Consider the following 22,404-nt stretch of genomic DNA (forward strand, 5'->3'; position numbering starts at 1 on the left):
TGACCGCACTTGCACGGGTATCGTGGCGGAACTATGGAGGGGGTAGACACGTCCGGGCAGATGATCGGCCGGTACCGCTTGCTCGACAAGATCGGGGAAGGCGGGATGGGCGTCGTGCATCTGGCGACCGACCCCCAGGGGCGGCGGGTCGCCGTCAAGGTGCTGCGTCCGGGGGTCGCCTCCGACCAGACCGCGCTGCGCCGCCTCGCCCGCGAGGTCGACTCGATGCGGCGGGTGCGCAGCTCGCACGTCGCCGAGATCGTCGACGCCGACGTGACGGCCGAGCCGCCTTACGTCGTCACCCAGTACGTCCCGGGGCGGACGCTGGAGCAGACCGTACGCGACCGCGGCCCGCTGGGAGTGCGGGAGCTGCGGCGGCTGGCCACCGGCCTGGCCGAGGCGCTCGCCGCGATCCACGCGGCCGGGATCATCCACCGCGACCTCAAGCCCGGCAACGTCATGTTCGACGAGAACGGCGAGCCGGTCGTCATCGACTTCGGCATCGCGCAGGGCGTCGACGCGACGCGCCTCACCGCGACCGGCCTGGTCATCGGCACCCCCGGCTACCTCGCACCGGAGATCATCGAGGGGGAGGACGCCGCGGCGCCGGCCGACATCCACTCCTGGGCCAGCACCATCGCCTACGCCGCCACCGGCCGCGCGCCCTTCGGCGCCGGCACCTTCGAGTCGATCTTCTACAAGATCATGGAGGGCCGGCCCGACCTCGACGGCGTGCCCGCGGCGCTCCTGCCGCTCATCCGCGCGGCGATGTCCCGCAACCCGGCCGAGCGCCCCACCGCGCAGGCGCTCGTCGGGCTGACGTCCCGGCTCGACGTCGAGCGCACGACCTTCGACGCGCCGGTGCCGCCGCACACCAAGCCGCTGACGGCCGTGGCCGCGCCGCCGCTCGCCAACCCGCGCGACTTCCGCGGGCAGCTGCCCCCCGCGCCGCCGCCACAGCCACCGCCGCCGATGTACGGGCAGCAGCCCTACACCGCACCCGCGCCGACGCCCGAGCGCCGGCCGGAGCGGCCGCCGAAGCCCGAGGGGCCCAAGCCGTACGGCCTGTACCGGCTGCTGAGCTTCCTGCTGCTCGCCGGAGCGGTCGGTCTCGCGATGGTGGTCCCGTCGATCGCACTGATCATCGTGCTGATCGCCATGCTCCTGCTGCGAACGGCCGACCGCGCGTCACAGGACCTCGCCTCCCGGCGCACCCGCCGGGGCCCGCGGCCCGCCGACGTCGCGGGCGTTATCGTCCGGTCGCCGTTCTCGGTGGTCCGGTCCGGGCTGGTGATGGCGCTGATCAGTCCGATCGCCATCCTCGCCGGCGTGATCGTGCTCATCATCTCGATGCTGGCCAAGTCGGAGATGACGATCGCGCGCGCCCTGTCACTCAGCGTGGCCGCCTTCGTCATCGTCACGTGCCTCGGCCCGGGCAGCGAGCCGGCTCGCCGCCAGCTCGTCCGGATCTGGGGCGCCGTCGCGCCCCAGCGCGAACGCGCGTGGATCGTCGTGGGCGTCGTCGGCCTGCTCGTGTTCTTCCTCGTGTCCTTCTCGCTGAGCCAGTCGCCGGAGTTGCGGCCCTTTGACTTTCCGCAGTTCAACCATGCCCTGAAGGACCTGCGCCACCAGCTGCGCAACCTGCGCGGCGGCTGAGCCCTGTCCGTGTGCGGACGACCCGCCCGAGCCTCACCCCCGAAGGGTCGCCGCGCCGGTAGTGTTGCCTCGCGATGACGTCGGACGAGACACACCCGGTCCCCGCCCACCCGCTCGCGGACGAAGACGCCGCCGACGCCGTGATCGAGGGATGGTCGCGGCTCTTCGCCTACCTGGTGGTCGCGATGGTGGTCGCCTTCACGGTCGTGCTGCCCTTCTTCGGGCTCCTGCTCGCCCTGGCCGGCGCCTCGTACCTCCGGGCCGGTGAGGTGCACACGCGCCGCCACCGGGGCGGCCTGCTGCGGTCGCTGGCGGGGCCGCTGACGGCGCCGCTCGACCTGGTCCGCGGCGTGGCGGGCACCCTCGTCACCCTGCCGTACGCCGGGCTGTTCGCCGTCGTGGTGCCGTTCGCGGTGATGCTCGGCGCGGCGGTCGACGTGCAGGTCTCCCCGATCGTCGGGGCGGCCTGGGGCGCGGGCGCGGCGGCGTACGTCCTGCTGGCGGCGCCCGGCATCCGCACGCCGCGCCGTTACCTGGTGCGGGTGTTCGTCATGTTCGCCGACGACCCGCGGCGGATCGCGGGCGCCGGGGTGCTGCTGTGCGCGCTGGCCCTCGGGGCGGTCGCCGGCGCGATCGTGCTGCAGCCGAGCTTCGCCCCGATGTACGAGCTGGAGAACTCCATCGTGCAGGAGCTGTCCCACTTCCAGCACTCGGTGCACCGTTACGCGCTGTGACCTGAGCGCGACCGGCAAACCCGCCCACCGGGGTTTTGCGCCTTCGCTACTCATGGGTAACATCAGGACGGTACACCTGCCGTGCCCCCGAAGCCGAATGTCCTTCGGGTGTTTGGCAGGCTTATGGTGCGAACCCCGCGCCGGCCCGACCGGGCGGCGTCCGCCCCAGGCGGGCGAGGCGGGAGGGAGAGAGGCGCGTCATGGAGTGTGCAGGGAGGGCGTACACGGAATGAACATCGTCGTCTGCGTTAAGCAGGTGCCCGACACGGCGAGCGAACGAAAGTTGAAGTCCGACGACAGCACCCTCGATCGCGAGGCCGCCGACGGTGTCATCAACGAGCTCGACGAGTACGCCGTTGAAGAGGCCCTGGCGATCAAGGAGTCCCAGGGCGGTGAGGTGACGGTCCTCACCATGGGCCCGGACAAGGCCTCCGAATCGATCCGCAAGGCCCTCGCGATGGGCGCCGACAAGGCGGTCCACGTGACGGACGAGGCGCTCGTGGGCTCGGACGGTCTTTCGACCTCGTACGCCCTCGCCCAGGTGCTGAAGAAGATCGGGTTCGACCTGGTCATCCTGGGCTCGGAGTCGACCGACGCGCGCATGGGCGTGCTCGCCGCGATGCTGTCCGAGCGGCTCGGCGTTCCCCAGGTGACGCTCGCCAACAAGGTGGAGATCGACGGCACCTCGCTCAAGGCCCAGCGGCTGACCGACTACGGCTTCGACCGGGTCGAGGCCACGCTGCCCGCGGTCGTGAGCGTCGTGGAGAAGATCAACGAGCCGCGCTACCCCTCGTTCAAGGGGATCATGGCGGCCAAGAAGAAGCCCGTCGAGAAGCTCGCTGTCGCCGACGCCGAGATCGACGCCGCGCTGGTCGGGCTCGCCGGAGCCTCCACCGAGGTCGTGGACTTCGCCGACGCGCCGCCGCGTGAAAAGGGTCAGATCATCAAGGACGAGGGCGACGGTGGCGTGAAGGCCGCCGACTTCCTCGCGTCGAAGAAGTTCGTCTGAGGGGCGGGGAGATGGCGGAGATTCTCGTCCTCGTCGACCATGTCGACGGGGAGGTCAAGAAGGTCACGTTCGAGCTGCTGACGCTCGCCCGTGCGTACGGCGACGCCGCCGCGGTCTGGGTCGGACCCGGCTACGAGGGCGCCAAGGACAAGCTGGCCGAGTACGGCGCCGGCAAGGTCTACGTCGCCGCCGACGAGGAGCTGACCTCCTACGTCGTGGCGCCCAAGGTCGAGCTGCTCGCGAAGCTCGTCGCCGACAAGTCGCCCGCCGCGGTGTTCGTGGCCGCGACCGGCGAGGGCAAGGAGATCGCCGGCCGGCTCGCGGTCCGCACCGAGTCGGGCGTCCTCACCGACGTCGTCGGCCTCCAGGAGGGCTTCGTCGGCGAGCACTCGATCTTCGGCGGCGCGGTCGTGACGCACGCGAAGGTGACCAAGGGCACGCCGATCATCGCGGTACGGCCCAACTCCGCGGCGGCCGAGGCGTCCCCCTCCACTCCGGAGGAGGAGCAGGTGTCGGTGACGCTGTCCGACGCCGCCAAGGGCGCGCGGGTGGTCGAGAAGGTCGTCCAGGAGAAGGGCGAGCGGCCGGAGCTGACCGAGGCCGCGATCGTGGTCTCCGGCGGCCGTGGCGTCGGTGGCGCGGACAACTTCAAGCTCATCGAGGAGCTGGCCGACTCGCTCGGCGCGGCGGTGGGCGCCTCGCGCGCCGCCACCGACGCCGGCTGGTACCCCCACACGTTCCAGGTCGGCCAGACCGGCAAGACGGTGTCGCCGCAGCTCTACATCGCGGTCGGCATCTCCGGTGCCATCCAGCACCGGGCCGGCATGCAGACCTCCAAGACGATCGTCGCCATCAACAAGGACGCCGAGGCGCCGATCTTCGAGCTGGTCGACTACGGGGTGGTGGGCGACCTGTTCCAGGTCGCGCCGCAGCTCACCGAAGAGATCAACAAGCGCAAGTAGTCGCATGCGACGGTGCCCCGGCGAGTGTTCGCCGGGGCACCGTCGTGTGCGCGGCCTCCGTCAGCGCGGGCAGCCGGCCGCCAGACGCCTCTGGGACGCGGTCGCGCCCGGGGAGAGCTTCGGCATCGTCGGCTGGGTCCACAGCAGGACCTGACCGGGCGCCCAGGGGTCCGCGTCCGTGACGTACCACGATCCAGCAATCTTTCCGCGGTTCGGCGTGGTCACGCCGTAGGGGCCGGTCGGACGCTTCTCGTCGTAGTGCCACTGCCCGACGGCGACCTTGTGACGCCGCAGGATCGGCAGCGCCTGATCGACGGTCAGGCCGCGGATGTTCACGCAGTGCAGCGCCTCGCCCGGCGCGAACGCGCTGTTCGTGCTGTTGTACTGTTCGCCCGGCCGTGCCGCCCGGCCGAAGACGATCGCGCCGCTGCCGTGGAAGCCGACCGGGATCCGCACACCGACGGGGCAGGCGCCACCGCCGCTGTAGCACTTCCCCTTGGCCGGGATCATCTTGACGTTGGCCGGCAGGTCCGTCATCACCACGGTACCCACCACCGACGGGGACGCGGGGACCACCTTCAACGTGATGTCCATGCCGTGGGCGGCGAACTCCTTCTTGTATCGCGCCGGATCGGCCAGCGGGTCCTCGACCTTGACGACGAGGTACTTCCCCCGGGTGGAGAAGGAGAGGGCGGCCGGCTGCACCTTCTGCGGGCCGAGGGACGTCGTCGGCGTCGGCGAGCCCGAAGACCCGGTCAGTGTGACGGCGGCCACCGTCGCGGCGGCCGTCGCCACCGCCAGCGGCAGGCCGAACAGCACCAGGCGGCGCCGGCGGCGCGGTGCCGGAGCGGTGTCGGCCGCGGTCGTCATGATGCGCTCGGCCAGGTCGGTCTTGGTCTGCGGGCTCACCATGTGCGCGATCTCCTCGTCGGTGACGGGTGCGAGCCGCCCGATCAGCTTGTCGTGGTTCATGCGTGTTCTTCCTTCACGATCCGCGCCTGATGCGGGTAGGCCTCCGTGTGGGCGTCGCGTGCCTCCAGCGCGCGGGCCAGGCGTTTGCGCGCCCGGTGCAGCCGGATCCGTACGGCGTTGCGGGAACAGCCGAGGACCGTCGCGATCTGACCGGCGTCCAGGCCCTCCCAGCCGACCAGGGACAGCAGTTCCCGGTCGTCGTCGGACAGGCTGCGGAACGCGTCCGCGACCGCACCGGACTCGGCGAGGCGGTCCGGCGGGCGCACGGCCGACGCCAACTCGGCGCGCAGCCGATCGCCGAGAGCGGTGCGCCGCCGCTCGCCGCGATGGTGGTTGGCCAGCACCCGGCGGGCGACGCCGTACAGCCAGGGACGCGCCTGGTCCCCGGGCGGGACGTCGTCGAGCCGCCGCCAGGCGACCAGGAACGTCTCGGCGAGGACGTCGGCGGCGTCGTGACCGTCGCTCGTACGGCGCATGACGTAGCCGAGCACCGGGTCATGGCAGGCCGCGTAGATCTCCTCGAATCGTCGTCTTTTCTCATCGGGAGGTCGCAAGCCGTCTCCTCTCGGTCGGTGCGGAGCCGCGGGGAGTACCGCGGTCACACCTCCGAACGTGTCCGGCCGATCCGCACCATTTCACCGCCCGTCCGCGGACCTGTCAGGCCGCCAGGTCGACGGTCTCCGGCTCCAGGTCGCGTTCGGGCACCGTGAGGAGGAAGCGCCGCACTGGGACGAACCGGGCGCCGGCCGCGATGAGCAGCGCCAGGACGACCGCCACCGTGAGACCGGCTCGCAACGAGGCCGCGTCGGCGAGGAATCCGATCACCACCGGGCCGAGCACCAGCCCGCCGTACCCCATCGCGCCGACCTGGGCCACCGCGGCGGCCGACCGGCCGGGCACGACCGTACCCGCCACCGAGATCGTGGTCGGGACCACCGTGCAGACGGCCAGCCCGGTCAGCAGGAACCCGGCCAGCGCCATGTACGCGGTCGGCGCGGCGACGACGACGCCCATCGCGGCCGCCGTGGCCAGCCCGGCGTACGTCATCAGGCGGCGCGTGCCGAGGCGGGTCCGCAGCCGGTCGCCGACGAGCCGCCCGGTCAGCATGGCCGCCTCGAACAGCGGGTACCCCAGGGCGCCGATCGCCTCGCCGGCACCGAGCTCACGGCTCAGGTACAGCCCGCTCCAGTCGGCGATCGAGCCCTCCATCATGAACGCGGCGAACGCCAGCGCGCCGACGAGGTAGACCACGAGCGGCAGCCGTGCGCGCCGGGACCTCGCCGTGGGGGAGCCGCCCGCGGACGCCGGGCGCTCCGGGACGTAGGTGCGGCCCAGCACCAGCGCGGCCGGCAGGGCGACGAGCCCGCCGCCGAAGAGCGTCTGGCCGAACGACATCCCGGCGGAGGCGCTGAGCGCGCCGAGCAGGCCACCGGAGATGGCGCCCGCGCACCATCCGGCGTGCATGCCGTTCATGACGGGTCGCCCGTAGGAACGTTCCACGGCGCTGCCCTGGGCGTTCATGCCGATGTCCGTCAGGCCGAAGGTCATGCCGAACATCGCGACGGCGGCCAGCAGCAGCGGCCACGACGGGGCGAGCGCGATGAGCAGCAGGCTCACCGCGGTCAGCGGCGCCGCGACCCGCAGGACGGCGGCGCTGCCGGCGCGGGCCATGACGCCCCGCAGACCCTGCATCGCGATGATCGCGCCGACACCCCAGACGAGGATGGCGACACCGACGGAGCCGTCGCTCAGGCCGAACCGGTCGGCGAGCGCCGGTGTGCGTGACACCCAGACTCCGCAGAGCATGCCGGCCAGGGCGAACGTGAGAACGGTGCCCAGGCGCGCCCGGCTGAGGACGCGAGACGTCATGATTTCACCTCTTTCAACTGGTTTCGCGTTGCGCACGAAACGACCGGCACCCGTCGGGTGCCGGCTCGTCACTTCGTCATTCGGCTGTTAGAGCAGGTCCAGCAGCCGGGTGCGCAGCTCTTCGAGCTGCGTCTCGTCGTAGAGGCCGGGGTCGTGCATGGCGACCTCCCAGAGCCCCTCGGCGGCGAGCCGCGCTATTCGCGCGGCGACGGGATCGGGATCGTCCGCCGGATCGCGGTCGTGCCAGCGATGCATCGCCTCGCGGATCTCGGCGAGCAGTCCCGGGTCGGCGGCGGCCGCGCTCACCGTCGCCCATCGTCGCAGCAGCCGTGACTGGTCGCGGTCCATGACCACGGCCAGGTTCGCCTCGACGAAGGCCCGCGTGTACGCCCCGGGGCCGCCGGTGTCGAACGACGCTATGAGCGCGTCGAACTCCTCGATGAGTCGTTCGACGAGACCTCTGATCAGCGCTTCCTTGGTGTGGAAGTGATACAGCAGCCCGCCCTTGCTGACCCCGGCGCGGTCGGCGACCGCGGCGAGGGTGAGCGCCTGCGTGCCCTGCTCGCAGAGCAGGGCCTCGGCGGCGTCGAGGAGGGCGTCTCGTCTCATGGCGTTCCTAACTATACCGTCCGGACGGTACAGTTGGCCAAACCGGAAAGACGGCGCTTTTCTTCCCAGAAGGGGGAAGATCCGGATGACCTCGTACGGCCAGACCGCGCCGTCGCCCCGTGGGACGCGCGCCGATAGGCTGATGCCGCCATGGTGTACCTGGATCACGCGGCGACCACGCCGATGCTGCCCGAGGCGATCGAGGCGATGACCGCCGAGTTCGCGCAGGTCGGGAACCCATCGTCACTGCACGCCTCCGGCCGCCGGGCCCGGCGTGTCGTCGAGGAGTCGCGCGAGATCATCGCCGAGGCGATGGGCGCGCGGCCCAGCGAGGTCGTCTTCACCAGCGGGGGCACCGAGGCCGACAACCTGGCCCTCAAGGGCATCTTCTGGGTGCGCCGCGGCGTCGACCCCGCCCGCAACCGCGTGCTCATCAGCGCGATCGAGCACCACGCCGTCCTCGACTCCGCCGACTGGCTGGCCGAACGCGAGGGCGCGGTCGTCGAGACCCTCCCGGTCGACGAGCACGGCCGGGTGCTGCCCGAGACGCTGCGCGCCGTCATCGAGCGCGACCCGGGTTCGGTCGCCGTCGTCAGCGTGATGTGGGTCAACAACGAGGTCGGCACCGTCCAGCCGGTCGACGAGCTGGCCGCGATCGCCCGCGAGCACGGCATCCCGTTCCACACCGACGCGGTCCAGGCCACCGCGCAGCTGCCGGTCCGGTTCACCACGGACGCCATGACGATCACCGGGCACAAGATCGGCGGCCCAGTCGGCGTCGGCGCGCTGCTGCTGGCCAAGGGCCTGGACCCGGTCCCCGTCCTGCACGGCGGCGGTCAGGAGCGTGACGTGCGCTCCGGCACGCTCGACGCCCCGGCGATCGCGGGCTTCGCCGCCGCCGTCAGCACCTCGGTGTCCCGCCGCGACAGCGAGGCGGCACGCCTGGCCGGCCTGCGCGACGAGCTGATCTCACGCGTCCGCGCGGAGGTCCCGGACGCCGTCCTCAACGGCGATCCGGTCCACCGCCTGCCCGGCAACGCGCACTTCTCCTTCCCGGGCTGCGAGGGCGACGCGCTGCTGATGCTGCTGGACGCCCGCGGCATCGAGTGCTCCACGGGCTCGGCCTGCTCGGCGGGCGTCGCCGAGCCCAGCCACGTACTGCTGGCCATGGGCGCCGACCTGGCCCGCGCGCGGGGATCGCTGAGGTTCTCCTTGGGCCACACCTCGACCCGGGCGGACGTGGACGCCACCGCCAAGGAGATCGCCCCGGTCGTCGAACGCGCCCGCCGCGCCGGCGCCGTCTGACACCGCCGGCGGCAGGCGTAATCACGGCGCTGGGAGAACCGGACGGTCGGACCGGGCGGAGGCGGGTGTTCGTTTCCCGGGTTCTTCTGACAGGAGAACTCTCTGCTCACAGGAGAAGCCCGCCAGTGGCTACACCTGTCTCCGGCGCGTCGTCCACAAGCGGTGACGCATCAAAAGGATCACTCGTCCAGGGCCTGTTTCAGAAGTTGATCATCTGAGTGATCCGCCTCCGAGATGATCAGCGCCACGCGGTGGAGTGCGCGATCAACCGGCTCGACTCTGACCAGGCCAAAACGTCGGCGCTATGGTGCTCCGCATGGGGATCAGCGTGCAGATACGGACGTTTACCGGCGCTGTCGAAGCAACCTGCACCCACCCAGCGATCGACGGATTGTGTGAACGCGCACGGCATCTGGACCTGCCGATGCTCGGCGGCGTCGATCCCCACGATGACACGGTATTCAACCGATCACAGATGCGACTCGTGATCCCTGAGCTTCACAGGCTCGCAGAAGAGACATCGGACGGCGAGGCTCAAGCCGCCCAGGAGATCATCGAGCTGACCGGCCGAATCGAGCGCGAACCGCACCGCTACCTTCTTTTCAACGGCGACTGACGACGGTACTTCTGAAACACGCCCTAGCTAAGCTAGGCGACGAGGCGGGTCAACGTGAATCGCGGGCCGGTGGTCAGGGGCGGTACGGGGCGAGCGCGGACCAGGCGGGGTCGGACTGGGACGTGACCTTGGCGCGGCCCTCCGACCAGGCGGCGGCGAGCTGGTCCAGCTCCGCGACCGCGCCCGAGTCCGGGTCGGCGTACACGTGCAGCACCCGGCGCCCGTCGCCGGTCTCGTGGGCCGCCAGGACCGCTCGCGGGCCCATCGCCTCCACCGCCTCCTCGAAGCGTCGCAGCGTCGAGGCCGACGGCTCGACCGGCAGCCGGTCGGGGTTGGCGCTGGCGTACGGCAGGGTCACCGCGACGTACACGTCGCACAGCGGATAGTCCTGCCGGTGCAGGGGGAAGCGCACGGCGACGCGCGCCGCGTGCCCCAGGGGCGTGCGGCCCTCGCCGACCAGCCACGCCGGCTCGCCGAACGGCGCGGCGATCTGCTCCACCACCGGCGGCAGCATGCTCGCCGGCAGCGCGTCCATGGGCTCCTCCTCGGCCGCCGTGACCTCGCCGATCCACCGCGCGACGTCGTCCTCGCCCAGCGCCCAGTCGAGCACCCGGTGGGTGAGCGCCAGTTGGGTCTCCTCCGGTACGAACAGGAAGTCGGGGTGGTAGGCGACCACGTCGACGCGGGCCCGCGAGGAGTCGGCGCGCAGGCCCATCCGTACGTAGTCCAGGTCGAACTCGTGGTCGTCGAGCTGGAGCTTGCCGGTGAGCATCGCCGGGTCGGCGGGCCGCGCGGCGCGGTACTTCCAGTTGTCATCGCCGGGCGCGCCGAGCCGCCAGCGTTCGGCGATGCCGCGCAGTTCGTCCACGCCGCCGCCGCTCACGGTGAGGCTGGGCCCGGGGCCGATCTCCCATTCGAGGTCGGCGTGCATCGCCTCGACGTGCGCGGACATCTCATCGGCGATGTCGGCCGGCACCCCTTCGTCCAGACGCCGGCGGGCCTGCGGCCACCACTCCCAGAAACGGGCGATGGCTTCGACGTACGGCGCGGGCGCGTCGGATGAGCGACGGAAGATTCCCATCAGTGCCTCGGCAAGGGGCCGTCGCCTTTAGGCGAGCGGGAAATGCCGTCCTTGGCTGGTTTTCTTCCTTCTTGAGTCACGGCGGGTTGCTCCCTTTGCTGAACATCAAATTCATGGGACTGTTATGACGGTCGTGTGACCTGTCAGGTACGCACAGCCCTCCGCTCGGCGTATGGCCTCGGATACCACGTGGGGTGGCCGAATTACCGCCACCCGGTTCTCGGCGGGCGGGTGAGGGCCCGTCTGGAGGAGTCGATCCGCGCCAAGGCGTACGAGCGAGCGTTCGTGGGCGGTGGTCGTGCGTAGGTCCTACAAGTTCCTGATGCGTCCTACCAGCAGGCAGAACGTCGCATTGTCGGCATGCCTGCAGGACCACCGAGAGCTGTACAACGCGGCTTTGGAGCATCGGCGTACCGCCTACCGCAAGGCCGGCGTGAGGGTGCGGTACGGCGATCAGTCCGCGGAGTTGAAGCACATCCGCGCCGACGACCCCGCCGGTCAGGGCCGATGGTCGTTCTCCTCCCAGCAGGCCACCCTGCGCCGCCTTGACAAGGCGTTCACCGCTTTCTTCCTTCGCTTGAAGGCTGGGCGCAAGCCGGGATTCCCCCGTTTCAAAGGACGCGGCTGGTTCGACACCGTGGAGTGGCCCAAGGACGGGGACGGCTGCCGCTGGGATTCCCAGCCCGAGCATCGCGCGGCGACGTTCGTTCGCCTTCAGGGCATCGGACATGTCCGGGTCCACCAGCACCGGCCGGTAGCCGGCCGGGTCAAGACGATCAGTGTCAAGCGGGAGGGTTCCCGCTGGTACGTGGTGTTGTCGTGCGACGACGTGCCCGCCGGGCCTTTGCCCGCCACAGGTGCGGCGGCCGGTATTGACATGGGCGTCGCCTCGCTCGTTACAACCAGCGGTGGAGAACACCTGGTGAACCCGCGCCACCTGGCCGCGTCCGCAGGCCGTCTCGCGGCGGCCCAGCAGGCGTTGGCGCGGAAGAAACGCGGCTCCAAGCGCCGCCACAAGGCTGTAGCCCGTGTCGTCGCGCTGCATACCAAGGTGCGCCGCCAGCGCTTGGACGGCGCGCATAAAGCGGCCCTCGCGCTGGTCCGCGGTTACGACATGATCGTGCATGAAGACCTGCGGATCGCGAATATGACCCGATCGGCCTCCGGAACCCTCGAAGCGCCGGGCCGCAACGTTGCGGCCAAGGCCGGATTGAATCGCTCGATACTCGACGCGGGTTGGGGGGGTTTCCTGACGATCCTCACGCACAAGGCTGAAAGCGCCGGTCGTGAGCTGATCGCAGTGAACCCCGCCAACACCTCCCGCACGTGTGCCCGATGCGGGCACCGCGCGAAGGAGAACCGCCCCACCCAGGCCCAGTTCGCCTGTACGGCGTGCGGGCACACCGCGCACGCCGACGTGAACGCGGCGATCAACATCTTGAGGGCAGGGCTTGCCCTTCGCAAGGCTGCGGGAGCGGCTTAGCGAGAAGCCGTTCCCTTCACGGAGCGGAGGAGTCACAGTGTCGCCAATCGTATTCGCGTGCGGGCGGCCTCGCGCGTGGGCGGGCGCGTTTTCCCTCAGCGGCCTCGGGTGCGTACCCTCGATGACGTCATGACTCTTCGCGTACTCGCCGCCATGTCGGGCGGGGTCGACTCCGCCGTGGCCGCCGCACGGGCCGCCGAGGCCGGCCACGAGGTGACCGGCGTCCACCTCGCACTGTCGGCCAACCCCAAGTCCTACCGTACGGGCGCCCGCGGCTGCTGCACCCTCGAGGACGCCCGCGACGCGCGGCGCGCCGCCGACGTGATCGGCATCCCGTTCTACGTCTGGGACATGGCCGAGCGCTTCGACCGCGACGTGGTGCAGGACTTCGTCAGTGAGTACGCCGCGGGCCGTACGCCCAACCCGTGCCTGCGCTGCAACGAGAAGATCAAGTTCTCCGCGCTGCTGGACCGCGCGCTCGCCCTCGGGTTCGACGCGGTCTGCACCGGGCACCACGCGCGGCTGGACGACGGTGTGCTGCGGCGCAGCGTCGACCTCGCCAAGGACCAGTCGTACGTCCTGGCGGTCTGTACGAAGGAGCAGCTCGCGCACGCGATGTTCCCGCTGGGCGACACGACCAAGGCGGAGGTGCGCCGCGAGGCCGACCGGCGTGGCCTGGCCGTCGCCGACAAGCCCGACAGCCACGACATCTGCTTCATCGCCGACGGCGACACCCGCGGGTTCCTGGCCGAACGCCTCGGCGCGGAGAAGGGCCCGATCGTCGACACGTCCGGCGAGGTCCTGGGCGAGCACGACGGCGCGTACGCGTACACGATCGGCCAGCGGCACGGCCTGCGGCTCGGCCGGCCCGCGCCGGACGGGCGGCCGCGCTACGTCCTGGACATCTCGCCGGTGACCAACACCGTGACGGTCGGCCCGCGTGAGGCGCTCGACGTCCACGAGATCGTCGCCGAGCGTCCGGTGTGGCTGGCGTCGCCGCCGGATGAGCCGCTCGCCTGCCGGGTCCAGCTGCGGGCGCACGGCGAGGTGTACGACTGCACCGCCCGGCTCGACGGCGACCTGCTCCGCGTGACCCTCGACCGCCCGGCGCGCGGAGTCGCCGCGGGCCAGGCCGCGGTCCTGTACGCGGGGGACCGGGTCCTGGGCTCGGCCACGATCGCGGTCGCGGAGCACTCCCCGGCGTGATCCGCCCGCCGTGGCGGGTAAAGGGCGTTCGTGAGCAGTATGAGATTCGGCGTGTCGACGTTCGTGACCGATGAGGGGATCGCGCCGTCCGTGCTCGGTCCCGCCCTGGAGGAGCGCGGTTTCGCCTCGCTCTACCTGGCCGAGCACACGCATGTCCCGGTCGCCCGCGCCACCCCGTACCCCGGGGGCGGCGACCTGCCGCGGCAGTACTACCGGACGCTGGACCCGTTCGTCGCCCTGACCGCCGCCGGGGTCGTCACCGAGCGCCTGGAGCTGGGTACGGGCATCGCCCTGATCAACCAGCGCGACCCGATCCTGCTCGCCAAGGAGACCGCCTCACTCGACCTGGTCACCGGCGGCCGCGCCGTCCTGGGCATCGGCGCGGGCTGGAACCGCGAGGAGATGCTCCACCACGGCACCGACCCGAAGACCCGGATGGCGCGCATGCGGGAATACGTCCTCGCGGTGAAGGAGATCTGGGCGAACGACCAGGCCGAGTTCCACGGCGAGTTCGTCGACTTCGACCCGATCTTCTCCTGGCCCAAGCCCGTACGCCGGCCGCCCGTCCTCGTCGGCGGCTGGGGGCCGAAGACGCTCGACCGGGTGGTGGAGTACGGGGACGGCTGGATGCCCGTGGCCGGCCGCGACCGCGACGGAGTCCTGGCCGGGGCCATCGCCGACCTGCGCGCCCGCGCCGGACGGCACGTGCCGGTCGTCGCCTACGCGGCCCGGTCCGAACCGGACGCGGTGGAGCAGCTCACCTCCGCGGGCGTGGACGAGATCCTCTTCTTCCTGCCGACCGAGCCGGCCGACGAGACGTTCCGCCGCCTCGACCGGATGGCCGAGCTCATCTGAGGCCGCACTAGGCTCACGCTGTGAACTTTCCCTGGGCCGCCGGCGCCGCCACGGGCGTCGGTTCCTACCCCGGCACGGACCCCGCGGAGACCCTGCGGGTCGTCCTCGGCGAGCTGCCGGACCTGCCGCACCTGCCCGAGCTGCCGTCGCGTGGCCCCGGCGCCGACATGATCGGCCGTACCGCCGGGCTGCTCGTCGACCTCGCCGTCGCGGTACAGCCGTCCGGCTGGCGATTCGCCGACCGCCCCGGCCGCGACGCCTCACGTACGCACGGCCTCCTCGCCCAGGACCTGGACACGCTCGAAGAGCAGGCCGGCGACGTGGCGGGCCCGTTCAAGATCCAGGTGACCGGGCCGTGGACGCTCGCCGCGTCGATCGAGGTGCGCAGCGGCGAGCGCGCGCTCGCCGACCCGGGCGCCGTGCGTGACCTGGCGGCGTCCCTGGCCGAGGGCGTGGCCGCGCACGTACGCGACGTACGCCGCCGGCTGCCGCGCGCCGACCTGCTCGTCCAGTTCGACGAGCCGTCGCTGCCGGGCGTCCTGGCCGGAACGGTGCCGACCGCGAGCGGCTTCTCCCGCATCCGCTCGGTCGAGGCGCCGATCGCCGAGGACACGTTGCGCCGGGTCATCGAGCGCGTGGAGGCGTTCCCGATCGTCCACTGCTGCGCCCCGCGTGTCCCGTACGGCCTGCTGCGCGCCGCCGGTGCGAAGGCCGTGTCGGTGGACGCGTCCCTGCTCCGCGACGAGGAGGCCATCGGCGAGGCCGTGGAGGCGGGCACCGGTTTCCTGCTGGGCGTGATCCCGGGCACCGACGCGAGGCTGCCGAAGCCGGAGCGCTCGGTGGCGCGGGTACGTGAGCTGTGGCGCCGCCTGGGCTTCTCCCCGAAGTCCCTGGCCGAGGCCGTGGTGGTCACCCCGTCGTGCGGCCTGGCCGGCGCCACCCCGGCGTACGCCCGAACGGCCCTGAAGCACTGCCGTGAGGCCGCCCGCGTCCTCCTGGAGACCTCCGAGGACGGGTAACGCCCCCGTCGCAGGCGTCGATTTCGGAGTGTCGTCGCGAATCGGCGCCCGGGGGCGAAGATGACGGGACTCGAAGTGGCCGCTGCCGCCGCCGGCCGGACGGTCGCCAGGCGCGCCGGCCGCGAGTGGCTGGCCGCCCGCGCCGCCGACTCCGACCGCGGCAAGGACCTGACCGAGCTGATCAGGGTGTCGTTCCCGGACCGCTTCGCCCGCCGGAAGGTCGAACGGCAGCTCGCGGACATCGCCGACTCGGTGGAGCGCCGCCTGACGCCGTTGATCGAGCAGGAGTACGGCGGCCTGTCCGACGAGGACCGCGCCGCGGCGCTGGCCGAGGCGGAGCGCGCGCTGGGCATGATGGACCTGTCCGACGAGACGCTCTTCGCGGCCGACGCGGACCCGGTGAAGCTCGCCCGGCGTGTCCGCGCGCTGGTACCCGCCCCGGCGGGACAGCTCGGCGAGGCGGCCACGCGCCTGTACGACGTCGCGCTCGACGAGTGCTGCGACTGCCTGGTCCGCATCGTGCTCGGCCTCGCCGAGTTCACGCCGCGCGCGCTCGCCGAGACGCTGGCACGCCTGTCGGATCTGGGCGACCGGATCGCGGTCGCGCTCGACCGGATCCCGGCCCGGTCGCTCGACGCCCCGTCCGGCACCCGGGACGACGCGGAGTTCGAGCGCCGGTACCTCGAACATCTCGGCCGCACGCTCGACGAGATCGAGCTGTTCGGCCTCCGCGTGGAGAACTACCGTCCCCGCGCCACCCTGAGCGTCGCCTACATCAGCCTCACCGCGACCGCAGAGGACCGCGTACGCGACGACGGCGGCCCGCTGAAGATGGCCGCGCTCACCGGGGACCGCGCGGACCGGGAGCCGTCGACCGCGCCGGCCGAGTCGATGCTCGCCCGCTCGTCCCGTACGCTCCTGCGCGGCCAGGCGGGGTCGGGCAAGAGCACGTTACTGGGCTGGATCGCGGTGACGGCGGCCCGCGGCGCGTTCACCGGCGACCTGCGGGACTGGAACGGGCGCGTCCCGTTCCTGATCAAACTCCGCAGCTGGAGCGACGGACCCCTGCCGCAGCCGGAGGACCTCGTCGCCGGGCCGCTCGGCGGGCTGGCGCCCGCCGGATGGGCGCACCGCGTCCTCGACACCGGCCGGGGGATCCTGCTGATCGACGGCGTCGACGAGGTGCCGTACGGCCGCCGGGAGACGCTCCGGCGCTGGCTGCGCGAGCTCCTCGACGTCTACCCGAGCGTACGGACCATCATCACGTCCCGCCCGGCGGCGGCGGACAGCCGCTGGCTGACCGGGGAGGGCTTCCGGCCGGTGATGCTGGAGCCGATGACCCCGGACAACCTGCGCGAACTCGTGAGGCAGTGGCACGAGGCGGTCCGCCACGCGGGGAACCTGCCGTGCGCCCCGGAGGACCTGCCCGCGTACGAGGGCGGCCTGCTCGCCCGGCTGGAGGGCGGCCCCCACCTGCGCGCGCTGGCGACGACGCCGCTGCTCGCCGCGATGCTGTGCGCCCTCAACCTCGACCGCGTGACCCATCTTCCGCGCGACCGCATGGGCCTGTACCGCGCGGTCCTCGACCTGCTGCTGGAGCGCCGGGACGTCGAACGCGGCATCCGCAGCCACCCCGGCATCGTGCTCGAACGCGAGCAGAAGGAACGGCTGCTCCAGGAACTGGCCTGGCGCCTCACCGTCCTCGGCCGCGCCGAACTGTCCAGGACCACGGCCCTGCGACGCGTCGAGGCCAGGGCGGAGGCCATGCCACGCGTCGCCGCGACGGCCGAGGAGATCCTGGACTACCTGATCCAGCGCAGCGGCGTGATCCGCGAGCCGGTACCGGGCCGGATCGACTTCGTGCACCGCACGGTCCAGGAGTACCTCGCCGCCCGTCAGGCGGCCGACGACGCCGACATTGAGACGCTCGTCACCAAGGCCCACCTGGACCAGTGGCGCGAGACGGTCCTGATGGCGGCCGGCCACGCCAACGGCCCACTGCGCCGCGAACTCCTGACGGGCCTCCTCGACCGCGCCGAGGCGGAACCGAGGTACGGCCACCGCCTGCGGATGCTGGTCGCCGCGTGCCTGGAGACCATCCCGGACGTACCCCGCGAGTCAAAGGACCGCGTGGAACGCTGCGTGTCCCGCCTGATCCCACCGAGGAACGCCGCGGAGGCCCGCCGCCTCGCCTCGGCGGGCGAGGAGATCCTGCGGCGCCTCCCGGAGTCGCTGGAAGGGTTGCCGGAGGCCCAGGCGGTCGCCACGGTACGGACGGCCTGGCTGGTCAACGGCCCGCGCGCCCTGGAGATCTTGTCGCATTACGCGACCGATCCGAGGCCCAGGGTCCAGGAGGAGCTGGTCACCGCGTGGGACTACTTCGAGCCGGGAGAGTACGCCGAACGCGTTCTCGCCGACGCGCCGCTGCTTGAGGGAAAGCTGAGGATCAGAAATCCTCGGCTTCTGCCCGCGCTCGGTCCGCTTCGCCATCTCACCTGGTTGGCGGCGTCGCTGCCGCCAGGGGTCGCTTTGGATTCGCTGGCCGGAGTCCCGGCACTGAAGCAGGTGCAGGCCCACGTGTCATCGGAAGCCCTACCCCTGTTGGCCGAGCATCCCAGTCTCGAAGCGATCTGGCTGAGCGTTGAGGGGACGGTCGACGACATGTCACCGCTCACGGCGTTCCCCGCGCTGAAGGTTCTTTATCTCTATCCAGACCGCCTCGGCGTTGACCTCGGCTTCCTGTCACTGCTGCCGCGTCTCAGAGGGCTGGGATTGAGCGGACTGGATGAGCAACACGACTTCTCGCACCTCGTGGCGCAGCCAGGACTGCTTGATCTGAGCCTTCAAGGCTGCCAAAGCCTGACCGACGACGTGCTGAAACCATTCCGCGAGCTGGACCTGCTGTACCTGGAGGGCGCTCGCCTCGGCGACCGGTACTGGCACGAGGTCGCTGGCTACCATCCAAAGCTGACGCACCTGGATGTACGTGCCGAAGAGCGGGTGACCGACCTCGCGGGGATCGCGCGCCTGCCGCTCAGCTCTCTGCAACTACTGGACTGTCCCCGCCTTACGGATCTCAGTCCGTTGAGCGGACTCGGCAAGCTGAAGATGCTTGGTCTCTCGGGTCCGTCGATCCGTGATTTGTCACCGCTCGCGGGCCTGTCCGCCCTGCGCCAGCTCCTGTTGCAAGGGGCGGCCGTTGACGTGGACCTCGCCCCGCTCACCGGCCTTCGAAATCTGAGGATCTCGCTCGGCGAGGGGCAGCAGGCTCGGGGGAGCGAGAGACTGCACCGAACCGTGAAGATCGTGCGGTTCTAGTCACGGCCCGCGGCGTCGAAGGATGCCTGGGCGGCGAGGATGTCCGGGGCGTGGTCGCGGATCCAGCCGGACAGGCCCTCCAGGGGCTCGGTGATGCCCTTGCCCAGTGTCGTCAGGCCGTAGGTCACCTTCGGCGGGGTGGACGGCTCGACCGCGCGGGACACCAGGCCGTCCCTCACCAGCATGCGCAGGGTCTGGGACAGCATCTTCTCGCTGATGCCCTCGATCTTCTCGCGCAGCTCGGAGAAGCGCAGGTCGCCTTCGCGCAGGGCGGTGAGGATCAGCACGCCCCACCGGCTGGTGACGTGGTCGAGCACCATGCGCGCCGGGCAGTCCCTGTGAAACACGTCACCCACCACTCGCTCCATCCTGCGAGCCGTCTCCGACGTACGGAGCTTACCTCAGGGTATGTACTTACCAGGGGTTAGCGCGCACCTCTACCGTGAGCCCCCGCAGGCAAGGAAAAGAGGAGGATGAAGTGTCGAAGACCGCCCTCATCACCGGCGGCGGCCGGGGGATCGGTGCCGCGACGGCCAGAGAGCTGGGACGCCGCGGCTACCACGTCGTCGTCAACTACCGCGGCGACGCGGCGAGCGCCGAGAAGGTCGCCGAGGACATCACGCGGGAAGGCGGCACGGCGGAGCCCGTCCGGGCCGACGTCCGCGATCCGGAGCAGGTCGCCGCCCTCGTACGGAGCCGTGACACCGTCGACGCGCTCGTCTGCAACGCCAACATCAACCCGCCGTTCGCGTCGCTCGACGCCATGACCTGGGACGACTTCATCGGCAAGGTGGAGGGCGAGATGGCCGCCGTCTTCCACCTGACCAAGCGCGTGATGACCGTGATGCGCGGGCAGGGGAGCGGCCGGATCATCTACGTCTCCAGCCTCAGCGCCGACGGCACCAGTCCCGGCGCGATCGCGCACGCCACAGCCAAGGCGGCGCTCGACGCCTTCGCGCGGCACGTCGCCGCCGAGGCCGGCCCGTACGGGATCGGGGTGAACGTCGTGGCGCCCGGCGCGGTGCGTACCGACGCCACGGCTCACCTGACGCCGGAGATGGAGAAGGCCCGCGCCGAGCGTTCGGTGTTGCGCCGCATGCTCGAACCCGAGGACGTGGCGAAGGTGATCGCGGCGGTCGTCGGCGGGGACTTCCAAGCGACGACCGGCGTCCGCATCCCCGTCGACGGCGGTTTCCGCGTGCTCCCCGCTCCCTGACGCCGCTTTCGCCGGTGAACGAGCCCGGCGACGGGCGAGCCGCAGGTCAAACTGTCACAGCCACGCGAGAGACTATCTCTCAGCGGCACCCGCACGGCAGGGAGACAGACGTGGCGACATCCGTACCCGACGAGGCCCGGCAGCGGCACGGCGAGCTGACCCAGGAGCTCGACGAGGCCAACTACCGTTACTACGTCCTCGACTCGCCGACCATCAGCGACGCGGAGTACGACCGCCTGATGCGGGACATCCGCGCGCTGGAGGACGAGCATCCCGAGCTGGTCACGCCCGACTCGCCGACCCAGAAGGTCGGCGCGCCGATCACCACCGACTTCGAGACCGTCGAGCATCTGGAGCGGATGCAGAGTCTCGACAACGCCTTCAACACCGACGACCTGAGCGCCTGGGTGACGCGCGCGGAGAAGGAGGTCGGCACGCTCGCCTCCTTCCTGTGCGAGTTGAAGATCGACGGGCTGGCGGTCAACCTGACGTACGAGAACGGCCGGCTCGTACGCGGCGCGACGCGCGGCGACGGCCGCACGGGCGAGGACATCACCAACAACATCCGCACCATCGACAGCGTGCCGACCCAGCTGAGCGGCGACGACGTGCCCGAGCTGCTCGAGGTGCGCGGCGAGGTCTACCTGCCGGTCGAGGCGTTCGAGAAGCTCAACGAGAGCCTGGTCGAGGCCGGCCGGGCGCCGTTCGCCAACCCGCGCAACGGCGCGGCCGGCTCGCTGCGGCAGAAGGACCCGCGCGTCACCGCGCGGCGTCCGCTCGACATGATCGTCCACGGCTTCGGCACGTGGAACGGCGGAAAGCAGCCGCGGAGCCAGTCCGAGGCGTACGAGCTGATGCGCGGGTTCGGGCTGCCGGTGAGCGACCGCTACACCGTGGTCGACGGCCTCGACCAGGTCCGCGAGTACATCGAGCACTACGGCGAGCACCGGCACGAGCCCGCGTACGAGATCGACGGCGTGGTGGTCAAGGTCGACCAGCTCGCGCTCCAGCGGCGGCTGGGGTCCACGAGCCGGTGGCCGCGCTGGGCGATCGCGTTCAAGTACCCCCCGCAGGAGGTCAACACGCGGCTCCTCGACATCCGGGTCGGCGTCGGCCGCACCGGGCGGGTGACGCCGTACGGCGTGATGGAGCCGATCAAGGTGGCCGGCTCGACCGTCGCGTACGCGACGCTGCACAACGCCGACGAGGTCCGGCGCAAGGGCGTCAAGATCGGCGACATGGTCGTGCTGCGCAAGGCCGGCGACGTCATCCCCGAGATCGTCGGGCCCGTGAGCGACCTGCGCGACGGCACCGAGCGTGAGTTCGAGATGCCGACGCACTGCCCCGAGTGCGGCACCGAGCTGCGGGCCCAGAAGGAGGGCGACGTCGACATCCGCTGCCCGAACGCCCGCACCTGCCCGGCCCAGCTCCGCGAGCGCCTCTACTTCGTCGCCGGGCGCGGCGCCTTCGACATCGAGGCGCTCGGCTACGTCGCCGCGACCGCGCTCACGCAGCCGCTGGAGCCCGAGGACCCCCCGGTCAAGAACGAGGGTGACCTGTTCCACCTGACGGTCGAGCAGCTCCTCCCGATCAAGAGCGTCGTCCGCGAGCAGCGCACCGGCCTGCCCAAGATCGACCCGAACACGGGGGAGGAGAAGGTCGTCACCTTCTTCGCCAACAAGGCCGGTGAGCCGAAGAAGACCGTGGAAAAGCTGTTCGAGGAGCTGGAGAAGGCCAAGGAGCAGCCGCTGTGGCGGGTCCTGGTCGCCCTGTCGATCCGGCACGTCGGGCCGACGGCGGCGCAGGCACTGGCGCGGGAGTTCCGGTCGATGGACCGCATCATCGAGGCCTCCGAGGAGGAGCTGACGGCGGTCGAGGACGTCGGCCCGACGATCGCGGCCTCGGTCAAGGACTGGTTCCAGGAGGAGTGGCACCAGGAGATCCTGGACAAGTGGCGCCGGGCCGGGGTGCGCATGCAGGACGAGGGCGGCGACGGTCCGCGGCCCCTCGAGGGCGTCAGCGTGGTGATCACCGGCTCGCTCGACGGCTACAGCCGCGACTCCGCGACCGCCGCCGTGCAGAACCTCGGCGGCAAGGTGTCGAGTTCGGTGTCGAAAAAGACCGGCTTTGTGGTGTTCGGCGACAGCCCAGGGTCCAAATACGACAAGGCAGTCAAGCTGGGCGTATCTCTTCTAGACGAGGCCGGCTTCGGCGTTCTGCTGGAAAAGGGGCCGGATGCGGCCAGGGAGGTGGCGGTCGCGTCTGAGGAGTGACGGCGGCCGTTCGTCGCTTTCTGACCTGCGACAACATACCGTACGGTATCGTTCGATCACTGTCGTACCGTGGACCCCTAGATTTCGGACGTAACAGAACGTGCCCAACCGGTTTCGCGAAGTTGCCCGAACGTCGTAGTCTCCCCTCAACACAACCTGTGTCCGTCCAAACACCACCGCAGACATCGAAAGCGGAGCGTTTGGTGTAACCCCTCGAGGAC

The 22,404-nt window shown here is 71.1% G+C and carries 19 protein-coding genes; 13 read left to right on the top strand and 6 right to left on the bottom strand.

Annotated features, from left to right (window positions below; genetic code table 11):
- The first annotated feature begins 33 nt into the window (after nucleotides 1-33).
- From ACQEV1_RS15135 to ACQEV1_RS15150, 4 genes are all read left to right on the top strand, one after another.
- On the top strand, nucleotides 34-1,656 hold the full coding sequence (locus tag ACQEV1_RS15135) for a serine/threonine-protein kinase (RefSeq protein WP_285617953.1): 1,623 nt from the start codon (nucleotides 34-36) through the stop codon (nucleotides 1,654-1,656).
- Between the two features lie 74 nt (nucleotides 1,657-1,730).
- Complete coding sequence (locus ACQEV1_RS15140; protein ID WP_285617952.1) at nucleotides 1,731-2,390, top strand: hypothetical protein; 660 nt, start codon at nucleotides 1,731-1,733, stop codon at nucleotides 2,388-2,390.
- A gap of 229 nt (nucleotides 2,391-2,619) precedes the next feature.
- Nucleotides 2,620-3,399, top strand: a complete 780-nt coding sequence (locus ACQEV1_RS15145) for an electron transfer flavoprotein subunit beta/FixA family protein (protein ID WP_285569578.1) — start codon at nucleotides 2,620-2,622, stop codon at nucleotides 3,397-3,399.
- A gap of 11 nt (nucleotides 3,400-3,410) precedes the next feature.
- Complete coding sequence (locus tag ACQEV1_RS15150; RefSeq protein ID WP_433394455.1) at nucleotides 3,411-4,361, top strand: electron transfer flavoprotein subunit alpha/FixB family protein; 951 nt, start codon at nucleotides 3,411-3,413, stop codon at nucleotides 4,359-4,361.
- A 60-nt stretch (nucleotides 4,362-4,421) separates the two neighbouring features.
- Here the strand turns inward: ACQEV1_RS15150 and ACQEV1_RS15155 are convergent, their stop codons facing one another.
- The 4 genes from ACQEV1_RS15155 to ACQEV1_RS15170 all read right to left on the bottom strand — a co-directional run bounded on the left by ACQEV1_RS15155 (nucleotide 4,422) and on the right by ACQEV1_RS15170 (nucleotide 7,811).
- Nucleotides 4,422-5,333 (bottom strand): hypothetical protein, encoded by a 912-nt coding sequence (locus ACQEV1_RS15155; protein ID WP_433394457.1) that lies wholly within the window; start codon nucleotides 5,331-5,333, stop codon nucleotides 4,422-4,424.
- Complete coding sequence (locus ACQEV1_RS15160) at nucleotides 5,330-5,887, bottom strand: RNA polymerase sigma factor (protein WP_433394459.1); 558 nt, start codon at nucleotides 5,885-5,887, stop codon at nucleotides 5,330-5,332. Before ACQEV1_RS15160 ends, ACQEV1_RS15155 begins: the two co-directional genes overlap by 4 nt.
- 103 nt (nucleotides 5,888-5,990) lie before the next feature.
- Nucleotides 5,991-7,202: an MFS transporter gene (locus tag ACQEV1_RS15165; RefSeq protein ID WP_433394461.1), complete on the bottom strand. Its 1,212-nt coding sequence runs from the start codon at nucleotides 7,200-7,202 to the stop codon at nucleotides 5,991-5,993.
- 87 nt (nucleotides 7,203-7,289) lie between these two features.
- Nucleotides 7,290-7,811 (bottom strand): TetR/AcrR family transcriptional regulator, encoded by a 522-nt coding sequence (locus ACQEV1_RS15170; RefSeq protein ID WP_285569563.1) that lies wholly within the window; start codon nucleotides 7,809-7,811, stop codon nucleotides 7,290-7,292.
- A gap of 150 nt (nucleotides 7,812-7,961) precedes the next feature.
- On the opposite strand from ACQEV1_RS15170, the gene ACQEV1_RS15175 reads away from it, so the two are divergent.
- Together ACQEV1_RS15175 and ACQEV1_RS15180 are read left to right on the top strand one after the other, a co-directional pair.
- Complete coding sequence (locus ACQEV1_RS15175; protein ID WP_433394463.1) at nucleotides 7,962-9,116, top strand: cysteine desulfurase family protein; 1,155 nt, start codon at nucleotides 7,962-7,964, stop codon at nucleotides 9,114-9,116.
- A gap of 316 nt (nucleotides 9,117-9,432) precedes the next feature.
- Nucleotides 9,433-9,732 (top strand): hypothetical protein, encoded by a 300-nt coding sequence (locus ACQEV1_RS15180; protein ID WP_433394465.1) that lies wholly within the window; start codon nucleotides 9,433-9,435, stop codon nucleotides 9,730-9,732.
- 73 nt (nucleotides 9,733-9,805) lie between these two features.
- Here ACQEV1_RS15180 and ACQEV1_RS15185 read toward each other — a convergent pair whose 3' ends face one another.
- On the bottom strand, nucleotides 9,806-10,813 hold the full coding sequence (locus ACQEV1_RS15185) for a DUF695 domain-containing protein (RefSeq protein WP_285617945.1): 1,008 nt from the start codon (nucleotides 10,811-10,813) through the stop codon (nucleotides 9,806-9,808).
- A 322-nt stretch (nucleotides 10,814-11,135) separates the two neighbouring features.
- Between ACQEV1_RS15185 and ACQEV1_RS15190 the strand changes: the two genes are divergently transcribed.
- The 5 genes from ACQEV1_RS15190 to ACQEV1_RS15210 all read left to right on the top strand — a co-directional run bounded on the left by ACQEV1_RS15190 (nucleotide 11,136) and on the right by ACQEV1_RS15210 (nucleotide 18,694).
- Nucleotides 11,136-12,296 carry an RNA-guided endonuclease InsQ/TnpB family protein gene (locus ACQEV1_RS15190; RefSeq protein WP_433394467.1) on the top strand — a complete coding sequence of 387 codons (1,161 nt, stop codon included), beginning with the start codon at nucleotides 11,136-11,138 and terminating at the stop codon, nucleotides 12,294-12,296.
- A gap of 129 nt (nucleotides 12,297-12,425) precedes the next feature.
- Nucleotides 12,426-13,502: a tRNA 2-thiouridine(34) synthase MnmA gene (mnmA, locus tag ACQEV1_RS15195; protein ID WP_285617943.1), complete on the top strand. Its 1,077-nt coding sequence runs from the start codon at nucleotides 12,426-12,428 to the stop codon at nucleotides 13,500-13,502.
- Nucleotides 13,503-13,541: 39 nt separating this feature from the next.
- On the top strand, nucleotides 13,542-14,357 hold the full coding sequence (locus ACQEV1_RS15200) for an LLM class F420-dependent oxidoreductase (RefSeq protein ID WP_433405911.1): 816 nt from the start codon (nucleotides 13,542-13,544) through the stop codon (nucleotides 14,355-14,357).
- 20 nt (nucleotides 14,358-14,377) lie between these two features.
- Nucleotides 14,378-15,376 (top strand): methionine synthase, encoded by a 999-nt coding sequence (locus ACQEV1_RS15205; RefSeq protein WP_285617941.1) that lies wholly within the window; start codon nucleotides 14,378-14,380, stop codon nucleotides 15,374-15,376.
- Nucleotides 15,377-15,436: 60 nt separating this feature from the next.
- Nucleotides 15,437-18,694 carry an NACHT domain-containing protein gene (locus ACQEV1_RS15210; RefSeq protein ID WP_433394470.1) on the top strand — a complete coding sequence of 1,086 codons (3,258 nt, stop codon included), beginning with the start codon at nucleotides 15,437-15,439 and terminating at the stop codon, nucleotides 18,692-18,694.
- Here ACQEV1_RS15210 and ACQEV1_RS15215 read toward each other — a convergent pair.
- On the bottom strand, nucleotides 18,691-19,050 hold the full coding sequence (locus ACQEV1_RS15215) for a winged helix-turn-helix transcriptional regulator (RefSeq protein WP_433394472.1): 360 nt from the start codon (nucleotides 19,048-19,050) through the stop codon (nucleotides 18,691-18,693). The genes ACQEV1_RS15210 and ACQEV1_RS15215 overlap by 4 nt on opposite strands.
- A gap of 122 nt (nucleotides 19,051-19,172) precedes the next feature.
- Between ACQEV1_RS15215 and ACQEV1_RS15220 the strand changes: the two genes are divergently transcribed.
- Together ACQEV1_RS15220 and ligA are read left to right on the top strand one after the other, a co-directional pair.
- Nucleotides 19,173-19,910, top strand: a complete 738-nt coding sequence (locus ACQEV1_RS15220; RefSeq protein WP_433394474.1) for an SDR family oxidoreductase — start codon at nucleotides 19,173-19,175, stop codon at nucleotides 19,908-19,910.
- Between the two features lie 110 nt (nucleotides 19,911-20,020).
- A complete protein-coding gene (gene ligA / locus ACQEV1_RS15225; protein WP_433394476.1) occupies nucleotides 20,021-22,183 on the top strand; it encodes an NAD-dependent DNA ligase LigA in 2,163 nt (720 codons plus the stop codon).
- Nucleotides 22,184-22,404 lie beyond the last annotated feature (221 nt).

Source organism: Actinoallomurus sp. CA-142502, from assembly GCF_050936355.1.
In the GTDB taxonomy this organism is placed as follows: domain Bacteria; phylum Actinomycetota; class Actinomycetes; order Streptosporangiales; family Streptosporangiaceae; genus Actinoallomurus; species Actinoallomurus iriomotensis.

Excerpts from the sequence above, each read along its gene's own strand:
- ACQEV1_RS15165 (WP_433394461.1), bottom strand. The coding sequence starts at position 7,202 with ATGACGTCTCGCGTCCTCAGCCGGGCGCGCCTGGGCACCGTTCTCACG.
- ACQEV1_RS15140 (WP_285617952.1), top strand. The coding sequence starts at position 1,731 with ATGACGTCGGACGAGACACACCCGGTCCCCGCCCACCCGCTCGCGGAC.
- ACQEV1_RS15180 (WP_433394465.1), top strand. The coding sequence starts at position 9,433 with ATGGGGATCAGCGTGCAGATACGGACGTTTACCGGCGCTGTCGAAGCA.
- ACQEV1_RS15190 (WP_433394467.1), top strand. The coding sequence starts at position 11,136 with ATGCGTCCTACCAGCAGGCAGAACGTCGCATTGTCGGCATGCCTGCAG.
- ACQEV1_RS15135 (WP_285617953.1), top strand. The coding sequence starts at position 34 with ATGGAGGGGGTAGACACGTCCGGGCAGATGATCGGCCGGTACCGCTTG.
- ACQEV1_RS15175 (WP_433394463.1), top strand. The coding sequence starts at position 7,962 with ATGGTGTACCTGGATCACGCGGCGACCACGCCGATGCTGCCCGAGGCG.
- ACQEV1_RS15210 (WP_433394470.1), top strand. The coding sequence starts at position 15,437 with ATGACGGGACTCGAAGTGGCCGCTGCCGCCGCCGGCCGGACGGTCGCC.
- ACQEV1_RS15155 (WP_433394457.1), bottom strand. The coding sequence starts at position 5,333 with ATGAACCACGACAAGCTGATCGGGCGGCTCGCACCCGTCACCGACGAG.
- mnmA (WP_285617943.1), top strand. The coding sequence starts at position 12,426 with ATGACTCTTCGCGTACTCGCCGCCATGTCGGGCGGGGTCGACTCCGCC.
- ACQEV1_RS15170 (WP_285569563.1), bottom strand. The coding sequence starts at position 7,811 with ATGAGACGAGACGCCCTCCTCGACGCCGCCGAGGCCCTGCTCTGCGAG.
- ACQEV1_RS15185 (WP_285617945.1), bottom strand. The coding sequence starts at position 10,813 with ATGGGAATCTTCCGTCGCTCATCCGACGCGCCCGCGCCGTACGTCGAA.
- ACQEV1_RS15145 (WP_285569578.1), top strand. The coding sequence starts at position 2,620 with ATGAACATCGTCGTCTGCGTTAAGCAGGTGCCCGACACGGCGAGCGAA.
- ACQEV1_RS15200 (WP_433405911.1), top strand. The coding sequence starts at position 13,542 with ATGAGATTCGGCGTGTCGACGTTCGTGACCGATGAGGGGATCGCGCCG.
- ACQEV1_RS15150 (WP_433394455.1), top strand. The coding sequence starts at position 3,411 with ATGGCGGAGATTCTCGTCCTCGTCGACCATGTCGACGGGGAGGTCAAG.